The organism is Promicromonospora sp. NPDC052451, from assembly GCF_044547525.1.
Taxonomy (GTDB): Bacteria; Actinomycetota; Actinomycetes; order Actinomycetales; family Cellulomonadaceae; genus Promicromonospora.
Map to the genome: position 1 here is coordinate 26,506 of NZ_JBIUAP010000001.1, position 21,968 is coordinate 48,473.

Annotated in this window: 19 protein-coding genes; 5 read left to right on the plus strand and 14 right to left on the minus strand. The window is 74.0% G+C overall.

The window, feature by feature from the left end; translation table 11 throughout:
* Positions 1-53 precede the first annotated feature (53 nt).
* Together ACIG47_RS00140 and ACIG47_RS00145 are read right to left on the minus strand one after the other, a co-directional pair.
* Positions 54-1,988: an NHL domain-containing thioredoxin family protein gene (locus ACIG47_RS00140; protein ID WP_397429122.1), complete on the minus strand. Its 1,935-nt coding sequence runs from the start codon at positions 1,986-1,988 to the stop codon at positions 54-56.
* A 10-nt stretch (positions 1,989-1,998) separates the two neighbouring features.
* A complete protein-coding gene (locus tag ACIG47_RS00145) occupies positions 1,999-2,214 on the minus strand; it encodes a hypothetical protein (protein ID WP_397411883.1) in 216 nt (71 codons plus the stop codon).
* Between the two features lie 258 nt (positions 2,215-2,472).
* Between ACIG47_RS00145 and ACIG47_RS00150 the strand changes: the two genes are divergently transcribed.
* On the plus strand, positions 2,473-3,543 hold the full coding sequence (locus tag ACIG47_RS00150; protein ID WP_397429123.1) for a hypothetical protein: 1,071 nt from the start codon (positions 2,473-2,475) through the stop codon (positions 3,541-3,543).
* 210 nt (positions 3,544-3,753) lie between these two features.
* The gene (locus ACIG47_RS00155) at positions 3,754-4,089 is read left to right on the plus strand and encodes a hypothetical protein (protein ID WP_397429124.1); all 336 of its coding nucleotides are present in this window, start codon (positions 3,754-3,756) and stop codon (positions 4,087-4,089) included.
* Between the two features lie 52 nt (positions 4,090-4,141).
* Here the strand turns inward: ACIG47_RS00155 and ACIG47_RS00160 are convergent, their stop codons facing one another.
* Both ACIG47_RS00160 and ACIG47_RS00165 read right to left on the minus strand, forming a co-directional pair.
* The gene (locus tag ACIG47_RS00160; protein WP_397429125.1) at positions 4,142-6,319 is read right to left on the minus strand and encodes a S9 family peptidase; all 2,178 of its coding nucleotides are present in this window, start codon (positions 6,317-6,319) and stop codon (positions 4,142-4,144) included.
* Positions 6,320-6,365: 46 nt separating this feature from the next.
* Complete coding sequence (locus ACIG47_RS00165; protein WP_397429126.1) at positions 6,366-8,408, minus strand: cytochrome c oxidase assembly protein; 2,043 nt, start codon at positions 8,406-8,408, stop codon at positions 6,366-6,368.
* 167 nt (positions 8,409-8,575) lie between these two features.
* Here ACIG47_RS00165 and ACIG47_RS00170 point away from each other — a divergent pair, with 167 nt between their 5' ends.
* Positions 8,576-8,848, plus strand: coding sequence for a WhiB family transcriptional regulator (locus ACIG47_RS00170; protein ID WP_397412677.1), 273 nt, complete (start codon positions 8,576-8,578; stop codon positions 8,846-8,848).
* 213 nt (positions 8,849-9,061) lie between these two features.
* Here ACIG47_RS00170 and ACIG47_RS00175 read toward each other — a convergent pair whose 3' ends face one another.
* The 4 genes from ACIG47_RS00175 to ACIG47_RS00190 form a co-directional block, all read right to left on the minus strand.
* Positions 9,062-10,528 (minus strand): dihydrolipoamide acetyltransferase family protein, encoded by a 1,467-nt coding sequence (locus ACIG47_RS00175; protein ID WP_397429127.1) that lies wholly within the window; start codon positions 10,526-10,528, stop codon positions 9,062-9,064.
* A gap of 18 nt (positions 10,529-10,546) precedes the next feature.
* Positions 10,547-11,575 (minus strand): alpha-ketoacid dehydrogenase subunit beta, encoded by a 1,029-nt coding sequence (locus ACIG47_RS00180; protein WP_397411895.1) that lies wholly within the window; start codon positions 11,573-11,575, stop codon positions 10,547-10,549.
* The gene (gene pdhA, locus ACIG47_RS00185) at positions 11,572-12,738 is read right to left on the minus strand and encodes a pyruvate dehydrogenase (acetyl-transferring) E1 component subunit alpha (protein ID WP_397429128.1); all 1,167 of its coding nucleotides are present in this window, start codon (positions 12,736-12,738) and stop codon (positions 11,572-11,574) included. Before pdhA ends, ACIG47_RS00180 begins: the two co-directional genes overlap by 4 nt.
* A 488-nt stretch (positions 12,739-13,226) precedes the next feature.
* Positions 13,227-14,741: an MFS transporter gene (locus ACIG47_RS00190; protein ID WP_397429129.1), complete on the minus strand. Its 1,515-nt coding sequence runs from the start codon at positions 14,739-14,741 to the stop codon at positions 13,227-13,229.
* Between the two features lie 101 nt (positions 14,742-14,842).
* Between ACIG47_RS00190 and ACIG47_RS00195 the strand changes: the two genes are divergently transcribed.
* Positions 14,843-15,742 carry a helix-turn-helix transcriptional regulator gene (locus ACIG47_RS00195; protein ID WP_397429130.1) on the plus strand — a complete coding sequence of 300 codons (900 nt, stop codon included), beginning with the start codon at positions 14,843-14,845 and terminating at the stop codon, positions 15,740-15,742.
* A gap of 46 nt (positions 15,743-15,788) precedes the next feature.
* Here ACIG47_RS00195 and hisC read toward each other — a convergent pair whose 3' ends face one another.
* Entirely contained in the window at positions 15,789-16,877 is a 1,089-nt protein-coding gene (gene hisC, locus ACIG47_RS00200; RefSeq protein WP_397429131.1) for a histidinol-phosphate transaminase, read from the minus strand.
* 14 nt (positions 16,878-16,891) lie between these two features.
* Between hisC and ACIG47_RS00205 the strand changes: the two genes are divergently transcribed.
* Positions 16,892-17,299, plus strand: coding sequence for a phage holin family protein (locus ACIG47_RS00205; RefSeq protein WP_397411905.1), 408 nt, complete (start codon positions 16,892-16,894; stop codon positions 17,297-17,299).
* Between the two features lie 21 nt (positions 17,300-17,320).
* Here ACIG47_RS00205 and ACIG47_RS00210 read toward each other — a convergent pair whose 3' ends face one another.
* The 5 genes from ACIG47_RS00210 to ACIG47_RS00230 all read right to left on the minus strand — a co-directional run bounded on the left by ACIG47_RS00210 (position 17,321) and on the right by ACIG47_RS00230 (position 21,968).
* The gene (locus ACIG47_RS00210) at positions 17,321-18,817 is read right to left on the minus strand and encodes a hypothetical protein (protein ID WP_397429132.1); all 1,497 of its coding nucleotides are present in this window, start codon (positions 18,815-18,817) and stop codon (positions 17,321-17,323) included.
* Positions 18,814-19,122 (minus strand): hypothetical protein, encoded by a 309-nt coding sequence (locus tag ACIG47_RS00215; RefSeq protein ID WP_397429133.1) that lies wholly within the window; start codon positions 19,120-19,122, stop codon positions 18,814-18,816. The genes ACIG47_RS00210 and ACIG47_RS00215 overlap by 4 nt, the downstream gene beginning before the upstream one ends.
* A 236-nt stretch (positions 19,123-19,358) precedes the next feature.
* Entirely contained in the window at positions 19,359-20,162 is an 804-nt protein-coding gene (locus ACIG47_RS00220; protein WP_397429134.1) for an ABC transporter ATP-binding protein, read from the minus strand.
* A gap of 25 nt (positions 20,163-20,187) precedes the next feature.
* The gene (locus ACIG47_RS00225; protein ID WP_397429135.1) at positions 20,188-21,009 is read right to left on the minus strand and encodes an ABC transporter permease; all 822 of its coding nucleotides are present in this window, start codon (positions 21,007-21,009) and stop codon (positions 20,188-20,190) included.
* The gene (locus ACIG47_RS00230) at positions 21,006-21,968 is read right to left on the minus strand and encodes an ABC transporter substrate-binding protein (protein WP_397429136.1); all 963 of its coding nucleotides are present in this window, start codon (positions 21,966-21,968) and stop codon (positions 21,006-21,008) included. The genes ACIG47_RS00225 and ACIG47_RS00230 overlap by 4 nt, the downstream gene beginning before the upstream one ends.

The window sequence follows — 21,968 nt, forward strand, 5'->3', positions numbered from 1 at the left end:
GCGCCAAGGCGTCAGACGCACAGGTCACCAGAGGGGCCTGTGCGTCCGACACGTCAGCCGCGCAGCGGCAGCGTGAGGCCCGCCTCGCCGTCCGGCACCACGCGGACCGGCACGCCCCAGTCCTGCTGCGCCAGGTGGCAGGCCGGGAAGACGTCGGGGTCGGGCTCGCCGTTCGGCAGCAGCGGCACCTCGTCGCACGACGCCGCCTTCGCGGTCACGTGCAGCACGCCCTCGGCCACGTCCGGGTTGATCACCAGGTCGCGGAACAGGTCGGTCCCGGTCCCCGCACCCGACAGCAGCAGCTCCGGCGGGGTGGCACTGACCTGGAGCGACGTCGACGGTCCCCAGCGGTCGTCGAGCTTCTGGCCGGGCGCCGGTGCGAACGGCACGTCGAGGCGCAGCGCGCCGGAGCCCACGTCCGTGGCGGGCCGGGCGACCTTGTGCGCGCCGCCGTCGAGCACCTCGCCCGCGAGGGTGGCCGGGAGCGCCACCCGCGTGAGCCGGTGCGCGGCGGACTCGACCACGAGCAGGTGCACGGCGTCGTCCGCGACCTCGACGAGCACGTCCGACGGTTCCGCGAGGTCCTTGGCCAGGGTGGTCACCTCGCCGGAGGTGGGGTCGTACCGGCGCAGCGCGCCGTTGTAGGTGTCGGCGACGACGACGCTGTCGTCCGGCAGCACGGCGACGCCCAACGGGTGCTGGAGCAGCGCCTGACCGGCGGCGCCGTCCCGGTGCCCGAAGTCGAACAGCCCCTGCCCGACAACCGTCTCGACGGTCACGTCGGTCTCGTCCACCGGCGCGAGGCGGCGCAGCGCCGAGGTCTCGGCGTCGGCGAGCCAGAGCGCGCCGTCGGCCGCCGTGGCCAGGCCGGAGGGCTGGGCGAACCAGGCGCCCGCGCCCGGGCCGTCCTCCAGGCCCTCGTTCATGGTGCCCGCGAGCAGCGAGACCACGGGCAGGTGCGGGCCGGGGTGGAAGTCCCACAGCGTGTGGTTCCCGGCCATCGCCACGACGAAGGCGCCGAGCTCGGCGGACCACTCGACGTCCCACGGCGAGGAGAGCCGCACGCTCAGCGAGTCGTAGGACTCGCCGGCCTCGAACGCGCCGACCGTGCCCGTCACGTTCTCCTGGCCGCCCACCATGAACTGCTCGCCGGTGCCGGCCAGCGTCGTGACCGCGCCGTCCGAGAGCCGCACGCCGCGCAGGGCGTGGTTGACCGTGTCGGCGACCACGACGTCGTACCCGAGGCTCGCCGTCAGGTCGGAGGGCACCAGGCACAGCCCGTTCGGCTCGGAGAACCGCGCCTCGCCCGGCCCGCCGTCGACGAGCCCGCGCTCGCCCGAGCCGATGCGCCGCACCAGCGTCTCGCCGTCCGGCTCCAGCTCCGCCAGGGAGTGGTGCCCGGCGTCCGCGACCAGAAGGTTCCCGTTCGGCAGCGCGAGGGCCTTGGCCGGGAACCGCAGCGTGCCGGAGGCGGGGGCGGGCGGTACGTACGGCCCCGAGCCGCGGTGGAGCGTGCCCTTGGCCCCGTGCTCGGCGATCAGGTCGGACACGAGCGCGGCGATCGCGGAGCCGTGCCCCTCCCCCGCCATCTGCGCCACGATGTAGCCCTCGGGGTCGATGACCACGAGCGTGGGCCAGGCCCGCGCGGTGTACGCGCCCCAGGTCACGAGCTCGGGGTCGTCGAGCACGGGGTGGCGCACCTCGTACCGTTCGACGGCGGCCGCGAGCGCGTCGGGGTCGGCCTCGTGCTCGAACTTGGGCGAGTGCACCCCGATCATCACGAGCTCGTCGCGGTGCTGCTCCTCGACCTCGCGCAGCTCGTCCAGGACGTGCAGGCAGTTGATGCAGCAGAACGTCCAGAAGTCGAGGACGACGACCTTGCCGCGCAGGTCGGCGAGGGTGACATCCTGCCCGCCGGTGTTCAGCCAGCCGCGCCCGACGAGCTCGGAGGCGCGGACGCGGGGAAGGTTCTGGACTCCAGTGCTCACCGGCCCATTGTCACTCGCGCGTCGCGGTGTCCTGCTCCGTGTCCGGCTTGCGGGCACGCCACTGCTCGACCAGCGCCTTGTCGGCGCGGCGACGGGTCAGGTCGCTCTTGCTGGAGTGCACGGCCGCCCGGTGCGCGAGCAGGGCGTCGCGGTCCCGCTCGAGGGCCCACATGAGGGCCTCACGCACGTCCGCACGCGTCACCCGCGTGCTCCGCGTCTCGTCCATCGTCCCGATCATTCTCGCCGTTCCGTGATCACCGGCGCCCAGGTCGGACGCCGCCATCGATTCAGGAGGCAGCCTGGAGATGTTTGTGACATCCCAGGTCTTCCTGGCTTTCACCCGGCCATGGTTGGGTGTAGCAGAGGAACGTACCGCGCAAACCTGGCAGGGTGATATCCGTCTTTCGGATGACTTTGTGGGACAGACCGGCGTGTCGGTAGGGGTGTGCCGTGTCGTGTCGGTGGGTGAGGAGAGGATCAGGGCATGGACCGCGACCAGGCCAGGAAGATGAAGGAGCAGCTCGCAGCGTTCGCCCGGGAGCTCGCCGAGCGCCACGGGGTCGTGGCGACACCGCGGTCCCTGGAGGGGCACACGACCGGAGAACGGGTGTCGGAGGCGGCCGACGTCGTGCGGGCGCCCACCCTCGCGCTCGGCCTGGTGCCGCAGGGCGAGGGCGGTTTCGGCATCGCGGTCCGCTACCGGCTCGGGGTTCCCCGCGCCCGTTCGATCGTGCGCAAGGTCACGGCGGAGATCGGGCCCGACGCCGACGTCCGCCGCACCGGCCGCATCCGCCCCGTCAGCGAGCTGGGCCCGCGCCCGCCCGCACCGACGTCGCTGGCGTCCGGTGACACCGACCGCCGGCGGCCGATCCGGCCCGGCGTCTCCATCGGCCACGTCGCCGTCACGGCGGGCACCCTCGGCGCCTTCGTCACGCGCACGGCACCCGGCAGCGACGGCGCGCTGTACGCCCTGTCGAACTACCACGTGCTGGCCGGGTCCCCCGAGGCCCGCCCGGGCGACGTCGTGCTCCAGCCCGGGCCCGCCGACGGCGGGCTGGCGCCCGGCGACCGGATCGGGGAGCTCACGCAGGTGGTGGACCTGGACGCGCTCGAACCGGCAGCGACGGACGCCGCGATCGCGCGCCTGGACCGGGTCCCCGTCGACTTCGAGTACCCCGTGGGCCGGGTGGTGAAGACGGCCCGTGCCCTCGGCGGTGAGATCGTCGGCAAGGTCGGCCGCACGACGGCGATCACCCGGGGCCGGGTCACGGCCATCGAGCTGGACGACGTCATCGTGGGGTACGAGGACCTCGGCGCGCTGAGCTTCGACGACCAGATCGAGATCGAGAGCCTGGACGACGGCCCGTTCTCCCGGGGCGGCGACTCCGGGGCGCTCGTGTACCGGGAGGACGGCGTGGCGCTCGGCCTCCTGTTCGCCGGTTCCGAGTCCGGCGGGCGCAGCGGGAAGGGCCTCACCTACGCGAACCCGATCGACCAGGTGCTGGAGATCCTGGGGATCGAGCTGGCGCGAGAGGCGACGCACCCGTTCGGGTGACGTCCGGTGCGCGCACCAGCGTTTCCCCCGCCCGGGCGTGTCGCGGGACGCGGGGAACCTCGTGGGCGTGTCCGCACGGCGTGTCAGGCGCCGTCACCCCGCTGACCTGCGGTGCCGCGTGGCGGTCGGCGACGTGCTCCAGGACACGTCCCGGCCCGCTGGAAGGGGGTAGACACGGGGGACACAATGGATGACCAGGAGGTGATCGGGATGGCAACACTCGACGAGGCTCGGTCCGCAAAAGCCGCATTGCGGGAAAAAGTGACCGGACTGGACGGTGTCATCGGCGTCGGCGTCGCCCCTGAGTTCACGACGTCCCTCGACCAGCCACTTCGCGAGCACCGTGCGCGCAAGCACGCGGAACCCGGCACGTCGCCGGTGGAGGTGCTCACCGAGGAGGTCTCCGTGGAGCAGGTGACCGGCCCCGGCGGCAGCTGGGTGCTCCAGGTCAACGTGACAGACCCTCGCCTGGTGGACAAGGTCCCCGAGGAGATCGACGACGTGGCCGTGCGCGTCCGCGTCGTCGGCGCCGTCAAGGCAGGCTGAGCGCGACCTCCGCCGGGGTGGGGCGCGAACGTCCCGCCCCGGCGGACGCGTGTCAGCCCAGGGTCGCGGGCAGCTCCGGCGTCTCGCCCAGCACCCGCTCGGCCAGGAAGGCCGAGACCACCTGGTACCAGACCTTGGCGTTCTGCGGCGTGAGCACCCAGTGGTTCTCGTCCGGGAAGTACAGGAACCGGTGGTCCGTCTCGCCGTCGTCCGACGCCGGGAGCCCCGACTTCGTCAGCAGCTCGAACCAGAGGCGCAGGCCCTCCCCGACCGGGACGCGGTAGTCCTTGTCGCCGTGGATCACGAGCATCGGCGTGCGGATCTCCCCCACCGACAGGTGCGGGCTGTTCTCCAGCGCCATCTCCGGCGTCATCTCGCGCGCCCAGTAGTAGCCCGCGTCCGTCGTGGGGCCGAACTGGTCCAGCGCCCACAGGCTCGCGTGCGTCACGACCGCCTGGAAGCGGTCCGTGTGGCCCGCCACCCAGTTCGCCATGTAGCCGCCGAACGAGCCGCCCATCGCCGCGGTGCGCGTCCCGTCGATCTCCGGCAGCGCCTCGGCGGCGTCGGTGATCGCCATGAGATCGGTGAACGGCGCCTTGCCCCACGCACCCCAGCCGCGCTGGACGAACTCCTGCCCGTACCCGGTGGACAGCGCGGGGTCCGGCAGGAGGACCGCGTAACCCTGGGCGACCATCAGCCACGGGTTCCAGCGCCAGCTCCACGCGTTCCAGGAGCCGAGCGGGCCGCCGTGGATCCACAGCAGGAGGGGGGCGGGGGCGTCCGGGCCGGCGTCGGGCGGCAGCGCGAGCCAGGCGCGCACGCGTGAGCCGTCCTCGGCCGTGGTCTCGATCTCGGTGAGGGTGCCCGGCAGCGCCGGGGCCGGGACGGGCGAGCGCAGCAGCGTCGCCGCGACCGGCGTCCGCTCCCCCGGCGCGCCCGAGGCGACGAAGCCCGCCAGGTCGATCCGCACGGGTTCGGCCGGGGCCGCGTAGGAGGACCGCAGCGCGAGCACGGCGGCCCCGTCCGGCGTCACCGACAGGTCGGAGAAGACGGCGTCGTCCGAGGTCACCTTCTCGACCACCACGTCGGTGCCCGGCAGGGTGCCGGTGAACGTGAGGAGGAAGACCGGGCCGCGCCCGTCGTCGTCCGCCTGGACCAGCAGGCCGCTGCCGTCCGGGAGCCACGTGGGCCGACCGGGCCAGCGGTCCCAGTCGTCGGCGAGGACCACGGGCTCGGCGGAGCCGTCGGCCGGCACCAGAGCCAGGCGGATCACCGGGGCCTCGTGCGGAGTCGAGATCGACTCGGTCACGTACGCGACCCAGGCGCCGTCGGGCGAGACGCGGGGCGCCGTCGCGTCGGCGTCCGGGTCGTCGACCAGCACCCGGCGGTCGCCGGTGGCGGTGTCGACGGCAACGAGCGTGCTGCGGGTGGCCGCCCCGGCGTCCGGCACCGCCCAGGTCAGCACGAGCGTGGTGCCGTCCGCGGACAGGTCGGCCGCGTGCTCCTCCAGGTGGCGGCCGGGGCCCGTGAGGTCGCGCAGGTCGAGGTGCCGGCCGTCGGCGGGCTCCGTGGTCGACGGCGTGGCAGCCGGCTCCGTGCCCGACGGCGTCGCGGACGGCAGCGGCGAGGCCGGCTCGTCGGTGAGCGCGGCGAGGTCGCCCACGAGGCGCCGGTCCTGGTCAGGGCCCAGGTCGTGGTCCCAGAACCGGACCGGGTAGCCCGTGTGCAGGATCGCCGACACCTTCTGGTCCTTGCGGGCCTTGCGCAGCCCGGCGTCCTGCGTCAGGTCCTTCGCGGACGGCAGCAGGCTCGCGGCGACGCTCACGACGTCGGCGCTGCGGGCCGCGAGCGCCCCGGACACGCCGCCCGGCGCCGTCGCGACGACGCGGGCCTCGCCCCCGTGCGCGGGCAGGAGCCAGAGGGCGGGCACCGGGTCGTCGCCGTCCTTGCCGTCGGGGTCGGGCCGGGCGGAGGTGAACAGGAGGTCGCCCGACCGCGTGAAGACGGCGGACGACTCCCCCTTCGCGGACCGGGTGAGCCGGCGGGCGGGGGCCGCACCGGTCGGGTCCACCTCCCACAGGGCCGTGCGGTAGGCGGTGCGCTCGCCGTCGAGCGTCTGGACGGTGGCGACGAGGCGGGTGCCGTCCTGGCTGGCCGCGAGGCCGGTCAGGCGCGGGACGGCGACGTAGTGGTCGAGGTCGTGGAACGGGGTCTGCGCGGTTTCGCTCACCGCTCACGTCTACCACGCCCGGGGCCCGTCGTGGGCCTGATTTTGGTCAGCGCTCCGTGCGCCTGGCCTGTTCCGCCTTCTCGGCCAGCATGGCGTTGTACGCCTCCAGCTCGGCGTCGCCGTCCCGCTCCGCCTTGCGGTCGGTGCGCCGCGCCTCCCGGGCGTCGGACCGCGTCCAGGAGATCGCCACGCCGACGGCGAGCAGCAGCGTCGGCAGCTCCCCGATCCCCCAGGCGACGGCGCCGCCCTTCTGCTGGTCCACGATGGCGGACGGCCCCCAGGGCCGGCCCATGAGCCCGAACCAGTCGGGGACCAGCAGCGCGGTGCCCGAGGTGAGTGCGACACCGAAGAACGCGTGGAACGCCATGGTGGCGAACAGGAGCACCAGGCGCAGCGGGTACCCGGGACGGGAGGGACCGGGGTCGACGCCGATCAGGGCGTTCGCGAAGAGGTACCCGACGAGGGTGAAGTGGGCGACCATCCACAGGTGGCCCGCGTAGGTGGTCAGGGCGAGCTCGAACAGGGGCGTGAAGTAGAAGACGATCATGCCGCCCGCGAACAGGACGGCGGCCACCACCGGGTTGGCCATGAACCGGCCCCAGGGCGAGTGCACCAGCGCGAGCACCCATTCGCGGGGACCCCACGAGTCGTCCTTGCGCGCCGGGACCGCCCGGACGAGCAGCGTGACCGGCGCGGCCAGCACGAGGAACAGCGGCACCACCATCGCGAGGATCATGTGCTGCACCATGTGCGCGCTGAACAGGACGTGCCCGTAGGTGGCGGCGCCGCCGTTCGTGGCCCAGAACAGGACCAGGATGCCGAGGCACCAGGAGATGGTGCGGCCCACGGGCCAGGCGTCGCCGCGGCGGCGCAGCCGCAGGGTCCACCGCACGTAGACGAACAGCGCGGCCGCGCAGGCGAAGGCGAGGACGACGTCCCACTGGAACTCGGTGAACCAGCGCACGAGCGTGGGCTCGGGCGGCAGCGGGTGACCGGTCACGAGCTCGGCCGGGGTGGGGTCGGTGATGGGCTCGTCGGGCACGGGCGGCGCCGTGGAGCCGAGGGCGACCGCCACGCCGGACACCGCGCCCATCACGCCGACCTCGACGGCGGTGAGCCGCCAGAACAGGCCGATCGCCGCCTTCCGGGTGGTGCCGGCGGAGAGCCGGGAGACGACGGTGCTGCGGTGCAGGTAGCCCAGGCTGCCGAGGACCACCAGCAGCGCGACCTTGACCACCAGGAGGATCCCGTAGTCGGTGCTCAGCCCGTCGAGGGAGCCGATGCGGATCCAGGCGCTGACCAGCCCCGAGACCGCGACCGCGACGAAGCACCAGAACGCGATCTCCGAGTAGCGCCGGATCACGTCGGGCGTCGCGGCGTACCGCAGGCCGACGAGCGCGACGGCCGCGAGGCCACCGATCCACAGGGCCGCGCCACCGAGGTGCAGGAACAGGGCCGAGATGGCCAGGTCGTGGCTCGCGGCCCCGGCCGCGTGCCCGGTGGAGGACTGCATGCCGAGCGCGACCACCGGCAGCGCCAGGGTGCACAGGGCCCCCACCGGGCCGCGCACCAGCAGGGCGACGGCCGCCGTCAGCGCGGCGACGATGACGATGCCCAGGTAGGTGCGGCCCACGGTGATGGTCGAGACGTACTCCATCAGCGCCGGACCGAACCCGCCGGCGTCCAGCGGCAGGTAGGTGGACCACGAGAAGCGCAGGACGAGCTGGACCAGGGCGGCGAGCGTCCACAGGCCCGCGGCCACACCGGCCACGCCGAGCGCGCGGTCCACGAGCGGACCGCGCGGCAGCACGAAGGCCGCCAGCGCGAGCGCGCCCACGGTCACGGCCAGCGCGAGCTCGGTGACCACCGTCGCGACGGGCGCCCCCCAGCGCACGAGCGCGCCCGGGTCGGTGAAGTTCGTGAACGCCGTGAAGGCGCCGGAGAAGGCGCCGGCCGCGACGAGGGCCGCGAGCGCCACGAGGGCCGCCGCCGGCAGGGCGACGGCGAGCCAGGACGGGCTGGCCGGGCCGCTCGCGGTGCTCGTCCGTGCGGTTCTGCTGGTCCTGTTCCGGGCGTCGGTCGGGGTCACGCGGTCCAGCCTAGGCGTGCCACGGCGCGGTTCTGACCGTCCGCGGGTGTCCGGTTGACCACGGCGTGGGCAGGCCCGAACCGGGCATTTCGACGAAGTTCAGGAAAAGTTCGGCCGGATTATGCACCAAACCCAACCCTTTAGCCCTCTTCTGCGTTGTGACCAGTGTGGACCTCGCGAACATCATCACCGAGACCGACGACTCCGTGCCGTGCTCGGAACAGCCCGAGCTCTGGTTCGCGGAGCATCCGGCGGACCTGGAGGCGGCCAAGCGCGCCTGCGCCGAGTGCCCGCTGAAGGCGCAGTGCCTCGCGGGCGCTCTCGCCCGCCGCGAGCCCTGGGGCGTCTGGGGCGGCGAGATCGTCGTCGACGGCACCGTGCGCAGCCGCAAGCGCCGGCGCGGCCGGCCGCGGTCGATCGGCGGTATGCGCGTGGCATGACGCCACGCGGCCCGGGTGGCGGACCGCCACCGGGCACCGGACCTTGCCCGGGGCACGGCGATCGAGTCCAGTCGCCGTGAGCTGCCGGGACCGCACGCCCTTCGCACCGGGATCTCCCAGACGGATCCGGGGGGCGCACGGCCCCGGTCGCACGACACGTCAGGCCCTCAGGTCGGTGACCTGAGGGCCTGACGTGTGCGGTCGTCCGGCGGATCAGCCCCAGACGAGGCCGCGGGCCGGGTCCTCCAGCACGCGCGCGACGTCGGACAGGAACCGGGCGCCGAGCTCGCCGTCGGCCAGCCGGTGGTCGAAGCTGAAGCTGAGCGTCGTCACCCAGCGCGGCTTGACCTTGCCCTTGTGCACCCAGGGCTGCTGGCGGATCGCGCCGAAGGCGAGTATCCCCGACTCCCCCGGGTTGAGGATGGGCGTACCGGTGTCGATGCCGAAGACGCCCAGGTTGGTGATGGTGATGGTGCCGTCGGACATGTCGGTGACCGAGGTGCGCCCCGCTCGTGCGGTCGCCGTCAGCCCGGCCAGCGCCTTCGCGATGCCGAGCAGGTCGAGCGTGTGCGCGTCCTTGATGTTCGGCACCACGAGACCCCGGGGCGTCGCCGCGGCGATGCCCAGGTTCACGTAGTGCTTGTAGACGATCTCCTGGGCCGCGTCGTCCCAGGAGGCGTTGATCTGCGGGTGGCGCTTGACGGCGAGCAGCACCGCCTTGGCCGCCACCAGCAGCGGTGTCACCTTGACGTCCGTGAAGTCGCGGTCCTCCTTGAGCGCCGCCACGAGCTTCATCGTCTTCGTGACGTCGACCGTGTGCAGGACCGTGACGTGCGGTGCGGTGAACGCGCTGGCGACCATGGCCTCCGCGGTGCGCTTGCGCACCGAGCGGACCGGCACGCGCGTCTGACGCCCGTCCGGCGAGACCACGCCGGAGGCGAGCCAGGGCTCGTCGTCCGGGTAGTGCGTCAGGGTCGTCACCGTGGAACGCTCGGCGTGGGCCACCACGTCCTCACGCGTCACGATGCCGCCGGGACCCGTCGCGTGGACGCCCGCCAGGTCGACCCCGAGGTCCTTGGCGAGCTTGCGGACGGGCGGCTTGGCCAGCACGCGCGCACGGGCGGCCGTGGTCACCCCGTTGTCGGACGGCGGGGTGGCCGCCCTGGACGGTGCGGGTGCGACGGGCGGTGCCGCGGGTGCGGGGGCCGCCGGGGCGGGGGGCGCCGGCGCCGGTGCGACGGCGACCGGGGCCGGGGCTGCCGGGGCCGGGGCTGCCGGGGCGGAGGCCACCTGGTGGCGGCGACGCCGACCGGTCGCCTTCGCCTCGGCCGTGCCGTACCCGACGAGCACCGACCCGGAACCCTCGTCCTGCGCGCCCTCGGCCGGCACCGCGGCGCCCTCGGGGGACGCACCTGCGGGCGCACCGCCGGCGTCGGGCACCGCGATCTCGATGATCGGGGTGCCGACGTCGACCGTGGTGCCCGCCTCGACGAGCAGGGCGGCCACGGTCCCGGTCCACGGCGACGGCAGGTCGACGAGCGACTTCGCCGTCTCGATCTCGACGATCGTCTGGTTCACCTCGACGGAGTCGCCGACGGCGACGCGCCACTCGACGATCTCCGCCTCGGTGAGGCCCTCGCCGACGTCGGGGAGCGGGAACCTCTGGTTCTTCGAGCTCACTCTCGGTTCACTCCTGGCTCAGTGCGCGAAGGCACGGTCGACGGCGTCCAGCACACGGTCCACGCTCGGCAGGTACTCGTGCTCGTGCTTCGCCACGGGATACGGGGTGTGGAAGCCGCCCACGCGGAGCACCGGCGCCTCCAGGGCGTAGAAGCACTCCTCGGTGACGCGGGCCGCGATCTCGGCGCCGGCGCCGAAGAACACGGGGGCCTCGTGGATCACGACGCAGCGCCCCGTCTTGCGGACGCTGGCCACGACGGCCCCGGTGTCGAGCGGCGAGATGGCGCGCAGGTCGACCACCTCGGCCGAGCGGCCCTCCTCCGCGAGCGCGGCCGCGGTCTTCAGCGCCGTCTCGACGGACGGCCCGTAGGCCACGAGCGTCACGTCGGTGCCGGACCGGACCACCTGGGCCGCGTTCAGCGTGGCCGAGCCCACCGTGACGTCGAGGTCGACCTCGCCCTTGGCCCAGTAACGGCCCTTGGGCTCGAAGAAGATCACCGGGTCCGGGGAGGCGATCGCCTCCTGGATCATCGTGTAGGCGTCCTGCGGGCTGCTCGGGGAGACCACGCGCAGGCCCGCCGTGTGCGCGAACAGCGCCTCCGGGCTCTCGCTGTGGTGCTCGACGGCGCCGATGCCGCCACCGTACGGGATGCGGATGACGACGGGCATGTCGATCGCTCCGCGCGTGCGGTTGTGGATCTTGGCGAGCTGGGTGGTGATCTGGTTGAACGCCGGGAAGACGAACCCGTCGAACTGGATCTCGCAGACCGGCCGGTAGCCGCGCATGGCCAGGCCGATGGCGGTGCCGACGATGCCGGACTCCGCCAGCGGCGTGTCCACGACCCGCTGCTCGCCGAACTCCGCCTGCAGGCCGTCGGTCACGCGGAAGACACCGCCCAGCGGGCCGATGTCCTCACCCATGAGCATGACCTTGTCGTCGTGCCGCATAGCGGCACGCAGACCTTCGTTGACCGCCTTGCCGAGCGTCAGGGTCTTCGTGCCGGACGCACCGGACGTGGTGTGCGTACGTTCCGCCATGGTTGTCATCGTGCGCCTCCCTGGGCCGTCTCCGCGATCGCGTACTGCTCGGCCGGCGGGTCGCCGGCCTCGTATGCCTCGTACCAGGCCCGCTCGGAGGCGACGATGCCGTGCGGGGTGGCGTAGACGTCGTCGAAGGTCGAGACGGGCGCACCGCCGTCCAGGGCCCGGACGCCGGAGCGCAGGCGGACGCCGAGCTCGTCGGCGGCCGTCTGGACCTCGGCCACGAACTCGTCGTCGAGCTCGCCCTCGGCTCGCAGGAGCGCGACGAGACGGTCGATCGGGTCGCGCCGGCGCCACACCTCCTCCTGGTCGGTGGTGCGGTAGCGCGTCGGGTCGTCCGACGTCGTGTGGGCGCCCATGCGGTAGGTGAACGCCTCGATGAAGCTGGGGCCCTCGCCCGCGCGGGCCCGCTCCAGCGCCTCCTGCGTCGCGGCGTAGACGGCGAGCACGTCGTTGCCGTCGACCCGCAGGCTCGGCATGCCGAAGCCCTCGCCGCGGCGGTAGAGCGGGGTCCGCGTCTGCCGGGTGGTCGGCTCGGAGATCGCCCACTGGTTGTTCTGCAGGAAGAACACGACGGGCGCCTGGTTGACCGCGGCGTACACCATGGCCTCGTTGACGTCGCCCTGCGAGGTGGCGCCGTCGCCGAAGTAGGTGACCACGGCGGTGCCGTCGTGCTTGTCGAGCGGGGTGCCGTCGCGCTGGACGCCCATGGCGTAGCCGGTGGCGTGCAGGGTGTGCGCGCCGATGACCACGGTGTAGACGTTCGCGTTGTGCTCGTTCGGGTCCCAGCCGCCGTGGTCGGACCCGCGGAAGAACCGCAGCCGGTCGACGGTGTCCACGCCGCGGACCTGCAGCACGCCGTGCTCCCGGTACGACGGGAACACGTAGTCCTGCGGCCGCAGGGCGTAGGCGCTGCCGACCTGCGCGGCCTCCTGGCCACGAGAGGGTGCGTACAGGGCGAGCTCGCCCTGGCGCTGGAGCGACGTCGCCTCTTCGTCGAAGCGGCGGGTCAGGACCATGTCGCGGTACATGCCACGGAGGTCTTCCGCGGTCAGGTCCGCTGCGCGGTCGCGGTACCCCTTGGTGCCGCGTGTCGTGACGCGGTGCCCTTCGGGATCGAGTAGCTGCAACGTCGGGATCGCCTCGTTGGAGCCGTTGGTCGTAGTCACGCTTTCCTCCTTCGACTGCGGACGCGAGCGCCCGCAGTTGCGGAGACGCCCGGCCCGTTCCGGGGACCTTTCCATCCTGGCACGGGTCCAGCCGGAAATATGGCCGATCCGCAACCTACGCTCTCGTAGCCTACGCAAGCGTAGGCTACGGCTCCGTAGGTTGGTCTGCCGCGATCCCGCCCAATCTCTCGCCGACGCGTTTGTCGGGTTCCGCCAACACCCGCGACGCAGTCTCGGCGCGCTGACCGGAGTCTCGCGCGGGGCTGACCCTCCCAGGGCGAGTGGTGGGGGGGGGGGGGGGGGGGGGGGCCCCCCCGGGGGGGGGCCCCCCCCCGCGGCGCGCGCCCCCGCCGGGCGCGGGGGGGCCGGGGGGGCCCCCCCCCCCCGGGGGGCGGGGGCGCCCGCCCCCGCCCCCCCCCCCCCCCCGCGCCCCCCCCCCCCCCCCCCCCCCCCCCCCCCCCACGCTGCCGGTCACGGGACGCGATGCCTCACGCAGTCGTGTGGCGCACCACCCGGGAGGCCAGCAGCGCGAAGACGACGGCGCAGGCCGCCTGCGCGGTCACCGCCGTGACCAGGCCGACGGTGAGCCCCGAGCCCGATCCCGTGGCTGCTGCCAGCGGTGTGCCGTCCGCCGCACCCGCCACCGCGTGGAAGAGCCCGCCCAGGAGCGCCACGCCCAGGCCCAGGCCCAGCTGCTGCAGCGTGGTGAGCAGTCCGCCCGCGACACCGGCCGCCCAGGTCGGCGTGCGGGAGAGCACGGTCTGCAGCGCGGGGCCGTACATCATCGCCTGGGCCGCACCCAGCGCGACCAGCAGCGGCTGCAGCACGACCGGGGCGGTCCCGCCGCCGTCGCGCCCCACCACCAGAGCGATGCCGAGCAGCACCACGGCCTGCCCCGAGGCGGCGTACACCATGATCCGCGGCCCGACCCGCCGCAGGATCCGGGGCAGGGCGAGCGCCGTGACCACGAACGCCCCGCCGAACGCGAGCAGGAGCACGGCGGCGCCCCATCCGTCGGCACCCCACACCGTCTGCGAGTACTCCGAGATCTCGTACAGGAACGCGCCGTAGGTGACGAAGAAGAGCATCGTCATCAGCAGTCCGATCCGGACCACCGGCACACGCAGCACGCGCGGCGGGACCACGGGCAGCAGGCCGCGGCGTTCGGCGCGGCGCTGGGTGAGCGCGAACAGGGTGAGCGTCACGGCCGCGACCACCAGCAGGCCGACCGCCCAGGCCGGCCAGCCCGCGCCGGGGCCGGTCGTGAGCGGCACGACCAGCGCCACCAGGCCACCGCCGAGCAGCGCGGCGCCCGGCAGGTCGAGCGCGAGGGGCGCCTCCGACCGGGACTCGGGCACCGCTCGCAGGCCGAGCAGGGCGCCGAGCGCGATGATCGCCGTGACGAGCTGGACGGCGCGCCAGCCGAGGTGCGCGGGCAGGGCGACCACGAGAGCTCCGGCGGCCACCTGCCCCACGATGGTCGCCACCGCCCCGGCCGCCGTGAACAGGATGATCCCCCGGGACCGCAGCGCGTCGGGCGCCGTCGCCTGGATGGTCGACAGCACCTGCGGTGTGAAGAGCCCGGCGGCCAGACCGAGGGCGGCGCGCAGCACCACGAGGTCCGTCAGGCCCTGGGCCAGTGCGGTGAGCACCGCCAGCACGCCGAAGCAGGCGAGACCGACGGCGAAGAGCCGCCGCCGGCCGTACCGGTCGCCCAGCCGGCCGGCGACGACCAGGCCGGCGGCGAACGTCGTCGTGTAGGCCGACAGCACGAGCGCGCCACCGGCCGGGCTGACCGCCAGGTCCGCGGCGATGGCCGGGACCAGCAGGTTCACGGCACCGAACGTGAAGTTGACGGGGACGAAGCCGAGCAGCAGCACAGCCAGCCCGCCGCCGGTCAGGGCGCGGGTGGTGTCCGGGGCGGGCGGTGTCGCACCGCCCGCCGGTGCGGCGACGGCCGGGCGCACGCGGGAGTCGACGGCCGTGGGGAGGGATGGCGTCATGCTCCGACCATGCGCCGTCGGTCATCCTGGTACCAGGAGCCTGTTCATACGGGTACTGGCACCACCTGGTTGTGCGGCCGCCGCGGGGTGACACTGGTCCGGTGACCACCACCGACCCCGACCACAAGGCGCTCGGTGCCTTCCTCCGGGAGCGCCGCGGTCGCGTCACCCCGGCCGACGTCGGGCTGCCGCAGTCCGGCCGCCGGCGGACGCCCGGGCTCCGCCGCGAGGAGGTGGCGCAGATCGCCGGCGTCGGCGTCACCTGGTACACGTGGCTCGAGCAGGGGCGCGCGCCCAACCCGTCCGACCAGGTGCTCGACGCCGTGGCCCGGGCACTGCGGCTGCGGCCCGAGGAGCGGCGGCACCTGATGATCCTCGCCGGGCGGGCGGCCGACACCGACGCCGGCGTGCCCAACCCGCTGATGCGAGTGCTGCCCGAGCACGTCCTGCTCCTGGAACGGCTGCTCCCGTACCCGGCGGCGATCCAGACCGCCGCCTACGACCTGGTCGCCGCCAACCGCACCTACCGGTTCCTGTTCGGCGACCTCGACGCCGTCGACCCCGCCGACCGGAACTGCGCGTGGCTGCTGTTCACGCACGACGACTGGCGTGACAGCCTCGTGGAGCCCGAGGTGGTGCTCCGCGACCTCGCCGGGCGGCTGCGTGCCCGCGAGGCCGAGTTCCGGCACCACCCGCGATGGGAGGGGCTGCTCGGCGGCCTGCGCGAGCGTTCGCCCGAGTTCGTGCGCTACTGGGGCGAGCACGAGGTGCGCGGCGACCGGCCGGGCCAGCTCCGGCGCTACCGGTCCTCCCGGGTGGGCCGGGTCAACGTCGTGTTCCAGAGCCTGTGGCTCGACCGGGACCGCGGTGAGCGCATCGTGGTGCTGACGCCGGCCGACGACATGGCCGCCCGCCGGATCGAACGGCTCGACTCGCTCGTGGGCGCGGCCCCGGCCTGGACCGCACGGGACGGCGTGCTGGCGGACGCGCTCATCGGCTGAACGGGCCCGGGCCCGGGCCGGCCCTCGGCGTCAGGTCGGCGTCAGGTCAGCGCCAGCCCGCCGCGATCCGCAGGAACGCGTCGTTCGCCGCGACCTCGCCGATGGTCACGCGGAGCCCGTCACCCGCGAACGGACGGACCAGGACGCCGCCGGCGGTCGCCTCGGCGGCGCGCTGGACGGTCTGCTCGCCCAGCCCGAACCAGACGAAGTTGGCCTGCGTCCCGGGCAGGTCCCAGCCCTGGTCGCGCAGGGCGTCGGTGACGCGCGTGCGCTCGGCGACCAGCGCGTCGACCCGCTCCAAGAGCTCGCTCTGCGCGGCGGGCGCCAGCGACGCGAGCGCGGCGACCTGCGCCAGGTGCGAGACGCCGAACGGCGTGGACACCGACCGGATACCCGCGGCCAGCCGGGGTTCGGCGACCGCGTAGCCGACGCGGAGACCCGCCAGCCCGTACGCCTTGGACAGGGTGCGCAGCAGCACGACGTTCGGGTGCCGGCGCAGCACGTCGACGCCGTCGGGTACCTCGGGGTCGCGCACGAACTCCAGGTAGGCCTCGTCCACGACCACGAGCACGTTCCGCGGCACCGCCGCGAGGAACGTCTCCAGCTCGTCCGCGTGCACCGCGGGACCGGTGGGGTTGTTGGGCGTGCAGACCAGCACCACGCGGGTGGCGGGCGTGACGGCGGCCGCCATCGCAGGCAGGTCGAGGCGGCCCGTGCGCTCCTGGACCGGGACGGTCACGGCCTTGCCGCCCGCGACCGCCACCGCGATCGGGTACGCCTCGAAGGACCGCCACGGGAAGACGACCTCGTCCCCGTGCTCGACGACGGCCTGGAGCACGTGCGAGAGCACGGCCACCGAACCGTTGCCGACCACCACGTTCTCGGCCGCCACGCCGGTGTGCGCCGCGAGCACCTCGACGAGCTCGCCGGCGTACATGTCCGGGTACCGGTTCACCTCGGCCGCGCCGCGCGCTATCGCCTCCAGCACGGACGGGAGCGGCGGATAGGGGTTCTCGTTCGACGAGAGCTTCCAGGCCGGCGACCCGGTGGCGACGCGGGCGCCGGGAACGTAGGCGGGCAGGGCCGACACGGCGGCCCGGAGCGGTACGGATGCTTCTTCCACGGGGGTCAGCATGCCACGATGGCCGGATGAAGCTCGTGGCGCGCATCCTCATCACCGCACTCGCGATCGGGCTGTCGGCTCTGATCCTCGGTTCGCACATGGACGTCGTGAGCGACGGCACGACCCTGGGCACGATCCTCGCCCTGGTGGTGGTGGCCGTCGTCTACGGCCTGGTCCACATGGTCGTGAAGCCGATCGTCCAGCTCATCTCGCTCCCCCTCTACATCCTGACGCTCGGCCTCGTGTCCGTGCTGGTCAACACCCTCATGCTGTGGATCACCACTCTCATCACGAACCAGTCCTGGTTCTCGGACCAGCCCAACTGGGGGCTCGAGGTGACGGGCGGCTTCTGGTGGTACGTGCTGGCCGCGCTCGTGATCTCGGTGGTGCAGACGATCCTGCTGGCCCTGCTGCCCAACCGGGTCTCGGACTGAACCCGCGGCCGGACGGGCCGGTCACGGGCCGGCCCGTTCGACCCGGTAGTAGGAGGTGGTCACGCTCTCCCCGGCCAGCCGTGGTCCGATCCGGCCGGTCACCTCGGCTACCCGCGGGTCACCCGACGCGAGGGCGAGGTCCAGCGTGCGGACGTGCGTGGCGACCGAGTGCGCCGCCGGCAGGCTGCCCGACGCCGCCCGGTCGCCCGGATCGGCCGAGTCCTGGAGCGACCGGACCACGGTGACCCGGTCGCGGGTGCGGGGATTCTCCGCGCCGGACCGGCCGTCGGTGTTCGAGACCAGCTCCTCCGGGGTCTCCAGGTGCAGCACCGGGACGCCGGGCGGCACCGGGATCAGCCCGGTCGGGGCACCGGCGGTGACCAGGCCGCCCACGCGGTAGCGCGCCGCGAAACCCGCCCGGGACACCAGCGCCGCGGCGGCGATGCCGCCCAGGCTGTGGCCCACGAGGGTGACGGGCTCGTCGGGCCCGACGCCGCAGTCCGCGAGTGCGCGCTCGATCGCCGCCGTCGCACCGTCGGGCTGCCCGGCCATGAGCTCGACGTCGGTCCGCCCGTCCCAGGGGTGCCCCGCCGGCAGGGCCGACTGGGTGCCGGGCACCAGCACCGTCCAGGACACCGTGCCGTCCTGCCCGGTCACCCTCTGGACCGCGATCGTGGCCGGGGGCGCGCCACCCGGGCCCGGGTAGAGGTCGTCGACCCGGGCCAGTGCCTCACGGACGGAGCGCGCCCCGGTGGCGGACCAGGCGGGCACGGCGCCGGACGCGAAGTCCTCCGCGCCGAGCCGCGTGAGCCGGACCCCGGCGTCGTCGTCGCCCAGGAGGGGTACCTCGCGGGCCACGTGCGCGAGGACGCCGGCCCCGCCGGCAACCCCCGGCCGGCCCTGGGCCGGCCCCGGCTGCGCGAACGCGACGCCGCCGCCCAGCCCGGCGACCACCTCGTCCGACCACGGGGCCAGCCCGCGGGTCGCGGCACCGGCGACCGCTCCGGCCACGGGCATCAGCGCGCCGCCCGTCGCCCCGGCGCCGCCCAGCCGGCCGGCGGCCTCCGCCGCGCCCAGCACACCCACCCCTGCCAGGCCCAGCCACCCCAGGCTGCCGAGCGCCACCCCCGTGCCGAAGGTGCCCGCGGTCACGAGCCCGCCGACCAGCCGCTCGGCCGTCGACTCGGCCTCCTCGTACAGGCCGGCCGCACGCAGCAGCCGCCAGGCCAGGAGGTCGCAGGCCCGGGCACGCTCCGCGAGGCAGCGGGCGACGTCGCGCGCCAGCGATACCAGGCCCGACGCACCGATCCCGCCGGACCCTGCCCCGGCGTCGCCCGCCCCACCGACACCCGGCAGCGCGAGGTCCCCGCTGACACCCAGGCAGCGCACCGACGCGGCCCTCAGGTCGTCGGCGACGCGCGCCAGCCGCGCCGCGGCCCCGCGCACGGAGTCCGTCTCGGCCGATGACAGGCTCGTGCCCCCGTACACGGCCACGGTGTCCTCCGGCGCCAGGCTCACCGCGCCCACCCGCCGTAGGGCTCCCCCGGCACCGCCTGCACGCCCGGCATCGCCACCTGGGCCGCGGCCCGCACCGCCTCGTCCAGCAGCGTGCGGTCCCGGGCGAGGGCCCGGGCCTCCTCGGCCACTGCCGCGCGGTACAGGTCGGCCGCCCGCGCCCGCCACTCGACGTGGCCGGCCGCGCCCAGCTCCGCGGCCGACCGCTCCACCAGGGCCGCCACCTCTGCGAGCGCCGCGGGCGCCCCTCCCGTCAGCACGCGGCGCGGCCCGTCCGTCGTGCTGTCCCGTCCACGTCGGGTACGCACGTGCCACCTCTGCTCATCGGCTCCACTCCGTCCGGTCCTGTGGGTCAGGTCTGTCAGTCAGGCCTGTCAGTCAGGCCTGTCAGTCAGGCCCGTCGGTCAGGTCCTGGAGACCGTAGGCCGGGACGAGGTCCGGGCACCCGGCGGTGACAGGCTCCTGTGCACGAACGACCGTGGAGGCCACCTGTGGTCACCCTCGCGCCCGCAGGGTGCTGTCCCGAGAGGCCGTGACGCACCTGTCACAGGCGCACGGCGTGCCCCGCGTGGACCAGCCCGTCCACGTGCCGCTCGATCGCGTTGAACTCCGGCGACGACGCGTCGCGGTCCGCCGGCAGGTCCACGTCCACGATCTCGCGCACGTGGCCGGGCACGCCGTGCGCCGTCCCGCCCGCCATGACCAGCACGCGGTCGCCGAGGTAGACGGCCTCCTCGATGCTGTGCGTCACGAACAGCACCGTGATGCCGGCCGCACGCTGGATGCGCTGCAGCTCGTGCTGCATCTCCACGCGCGTGAGGGCGTCGAGGGCACCGAAGGGCTCGTCCATCAGCAGCACCGAGGGCTTGTTGGCCAGCACGCGGGCGATCGCCACGCGCTGCTGCATGCCGCCGGAGAGCTGATGGGGGAACGAGCCCGCCACCCGGGTCAGGCCCACGGCCTCCAGCGCCTGCTCGGTGCGCTCCGCGACGAGGGGACGCTGCAGCCACGCCTGCCGAGGACCGTAGGCGATGTTCTCGGCGACGGTGAGCCAGGGGAACAGGCCGTAGTCCTGGAACACGACGCCGCGATCGGGCCCGGGGCCGGCGACCGGCTCCGTCGCGACCGTCAGCGTGCCGGAGGTGACCTCCTCGAAGCCCGCCACCATGCGCAGCACAGTCGACTTGCCGCAGCCCGACGCCCCTACGATGCACAGCACCTCCCCCGCGGCGACCGTGACGTCCACGCCCTCCACGGCGGCGACGGCGGCACCCGGGTACTGCTTGCCGAGGCCCTTCATGACGATGTCCGCCGGGAGGTTCTCCCGGATCCGACCGATCTTCACCATGCTCCTGCCTCCTTCGGTCCAGCCATCACTTGAGGATCGGACGCCGGCCGAACGCCACGCGGAAGACCAGCCCGAGCAGGCGGTCCGCGACGAAGCCGGCCAGGCCGATGACGATCATGCCGACGATGATCAGGTCGGTGCGGGACTGCTCCCTGGCCTGCGTGATCATGGCGCCGAGACCCGTGTCGATGCCCACCGTCTCGCCGACCACGAGGATCACCCAGGCCAGGCCCATCGCGATCCGCATGCCGCCGACGATGCTCGGCGTCGCCGCGGGGATGACCACCTTGTACAGCGCCTGCGCCGGCGGGGTGCCGAGCATCGCGGCCGCCTCCAGGAGCCGCCCGGACACCTGCCGCACGCCGCTGATGGTGTTCAGCAGGATCGGGAACACCGCGGCCAGGAACACCAGGAAGACCGTCGAGCGGTCGCCGAAGCCGATGATCAGCAGCGTGAGCGGCGCCCAGGCCGTGACCGGGACCGGCCGCACGAGGTTGACGGTCGGGTCGAGCATCCGGAACACCAGCCGCGACCGGCCCATGAGCACGCCCAGCGGCACCGCGACGGCCACCGCCAGCAGGAATCCCTGGAGCACCCGCGCGGCCGACGCCCCCAGGTGCGTCCACAGCGTGCCGCTGAACGAGTCGTCGTACACACCCCCGACGGCGAGGTCCACCAGCCGCAGGCCGACGTCCGCCGGAAGGGGCAGGAAGGTCATCTGGATGCCGAACGGGAGCACCCACGCGCCCTGGACGCCCACGTGCCACAGGAGCAGGCTCAGGACCGGCACCGGCAGCGCGAGGAGCCAGGCGCTCCAGGCGAAGCGGCCGCGCGTCCGCGCGCTCACGGGGTGTCCACGGCGTCGACGAACGTGGTGTCCGTCAGCGCCTCGGCGTCGGCGGGCTCCGCGACCTGGTCGAAGGCGACCATCTCGTCGTTCATCGCCCGGAGCGTCTGCTCGTAGTCGGCGTCGATCTCCCAGCGCGGCCACGTGTTCTCGATCGCCGTGGCGACCACGGCACGGTCCACCGCGAACTCCTCGACCATGCGGTCGGCCCACTCGTCCGGGTGGGCGGCCAGGTGCTCGGTGGCCTGGGCGTGGGTGTCGACCACGTCCTGCACGAGCTCGGGGTCGTCCTGTACCAGGGAGGCCGTGGTGGCGAGCACGATGTTCGTGCGGCCGATCCCGGCCTCGTACGGGGACGTCAGCTCGTGCGCGTCCTCCTGCATGGCGATCGACGGCCCCACCTCGGCCGAGATGAACGCGTCGATCTGACCGGACGAGTAGGCACCGGCCATCTCGGCGAACGGAAGGTTGACGAGCTCGACGTCCTCCTCGGGGTCGATGCCCAGGGACGCGAGGGTCTCCTTGAGCAGGATCTCCTGGGTCGCGCCCATCGGGTAGCCCACCGTGGCACCCACCAGGTCCTCGGGGGTCGCGATGTCCGGCGAGGCGACGATGCGGGTGCCGCCGTCGGCGGACGACGCGACGACGGTCACGTCCTGCTGCTGCGAGACGCCGGTGATCACCGACGCCGCGCCGGTGACGCCGAAGTCGACCGATCCGGAGACGATCGCGTTCTTGATGTCCGAGGAGGTGTCGAACAGGACGATCTCGAACTCGACGCCCTCGGGGGCGAAGTCGTCGTAGAAGTAGGGCGTGAACAGGTGCGGCTGACCGCGCAGCGTCCCGATCGTCACGGTGCCGTCGTCCGCACCGTCGGCGGCGGCCCCGGTGCAGGCGGTGAGGCCGAGGGCGAGTGCGGCGGCGCCGACGGCGGCCAGGGCAGGCTTGAGCAGGGTCAT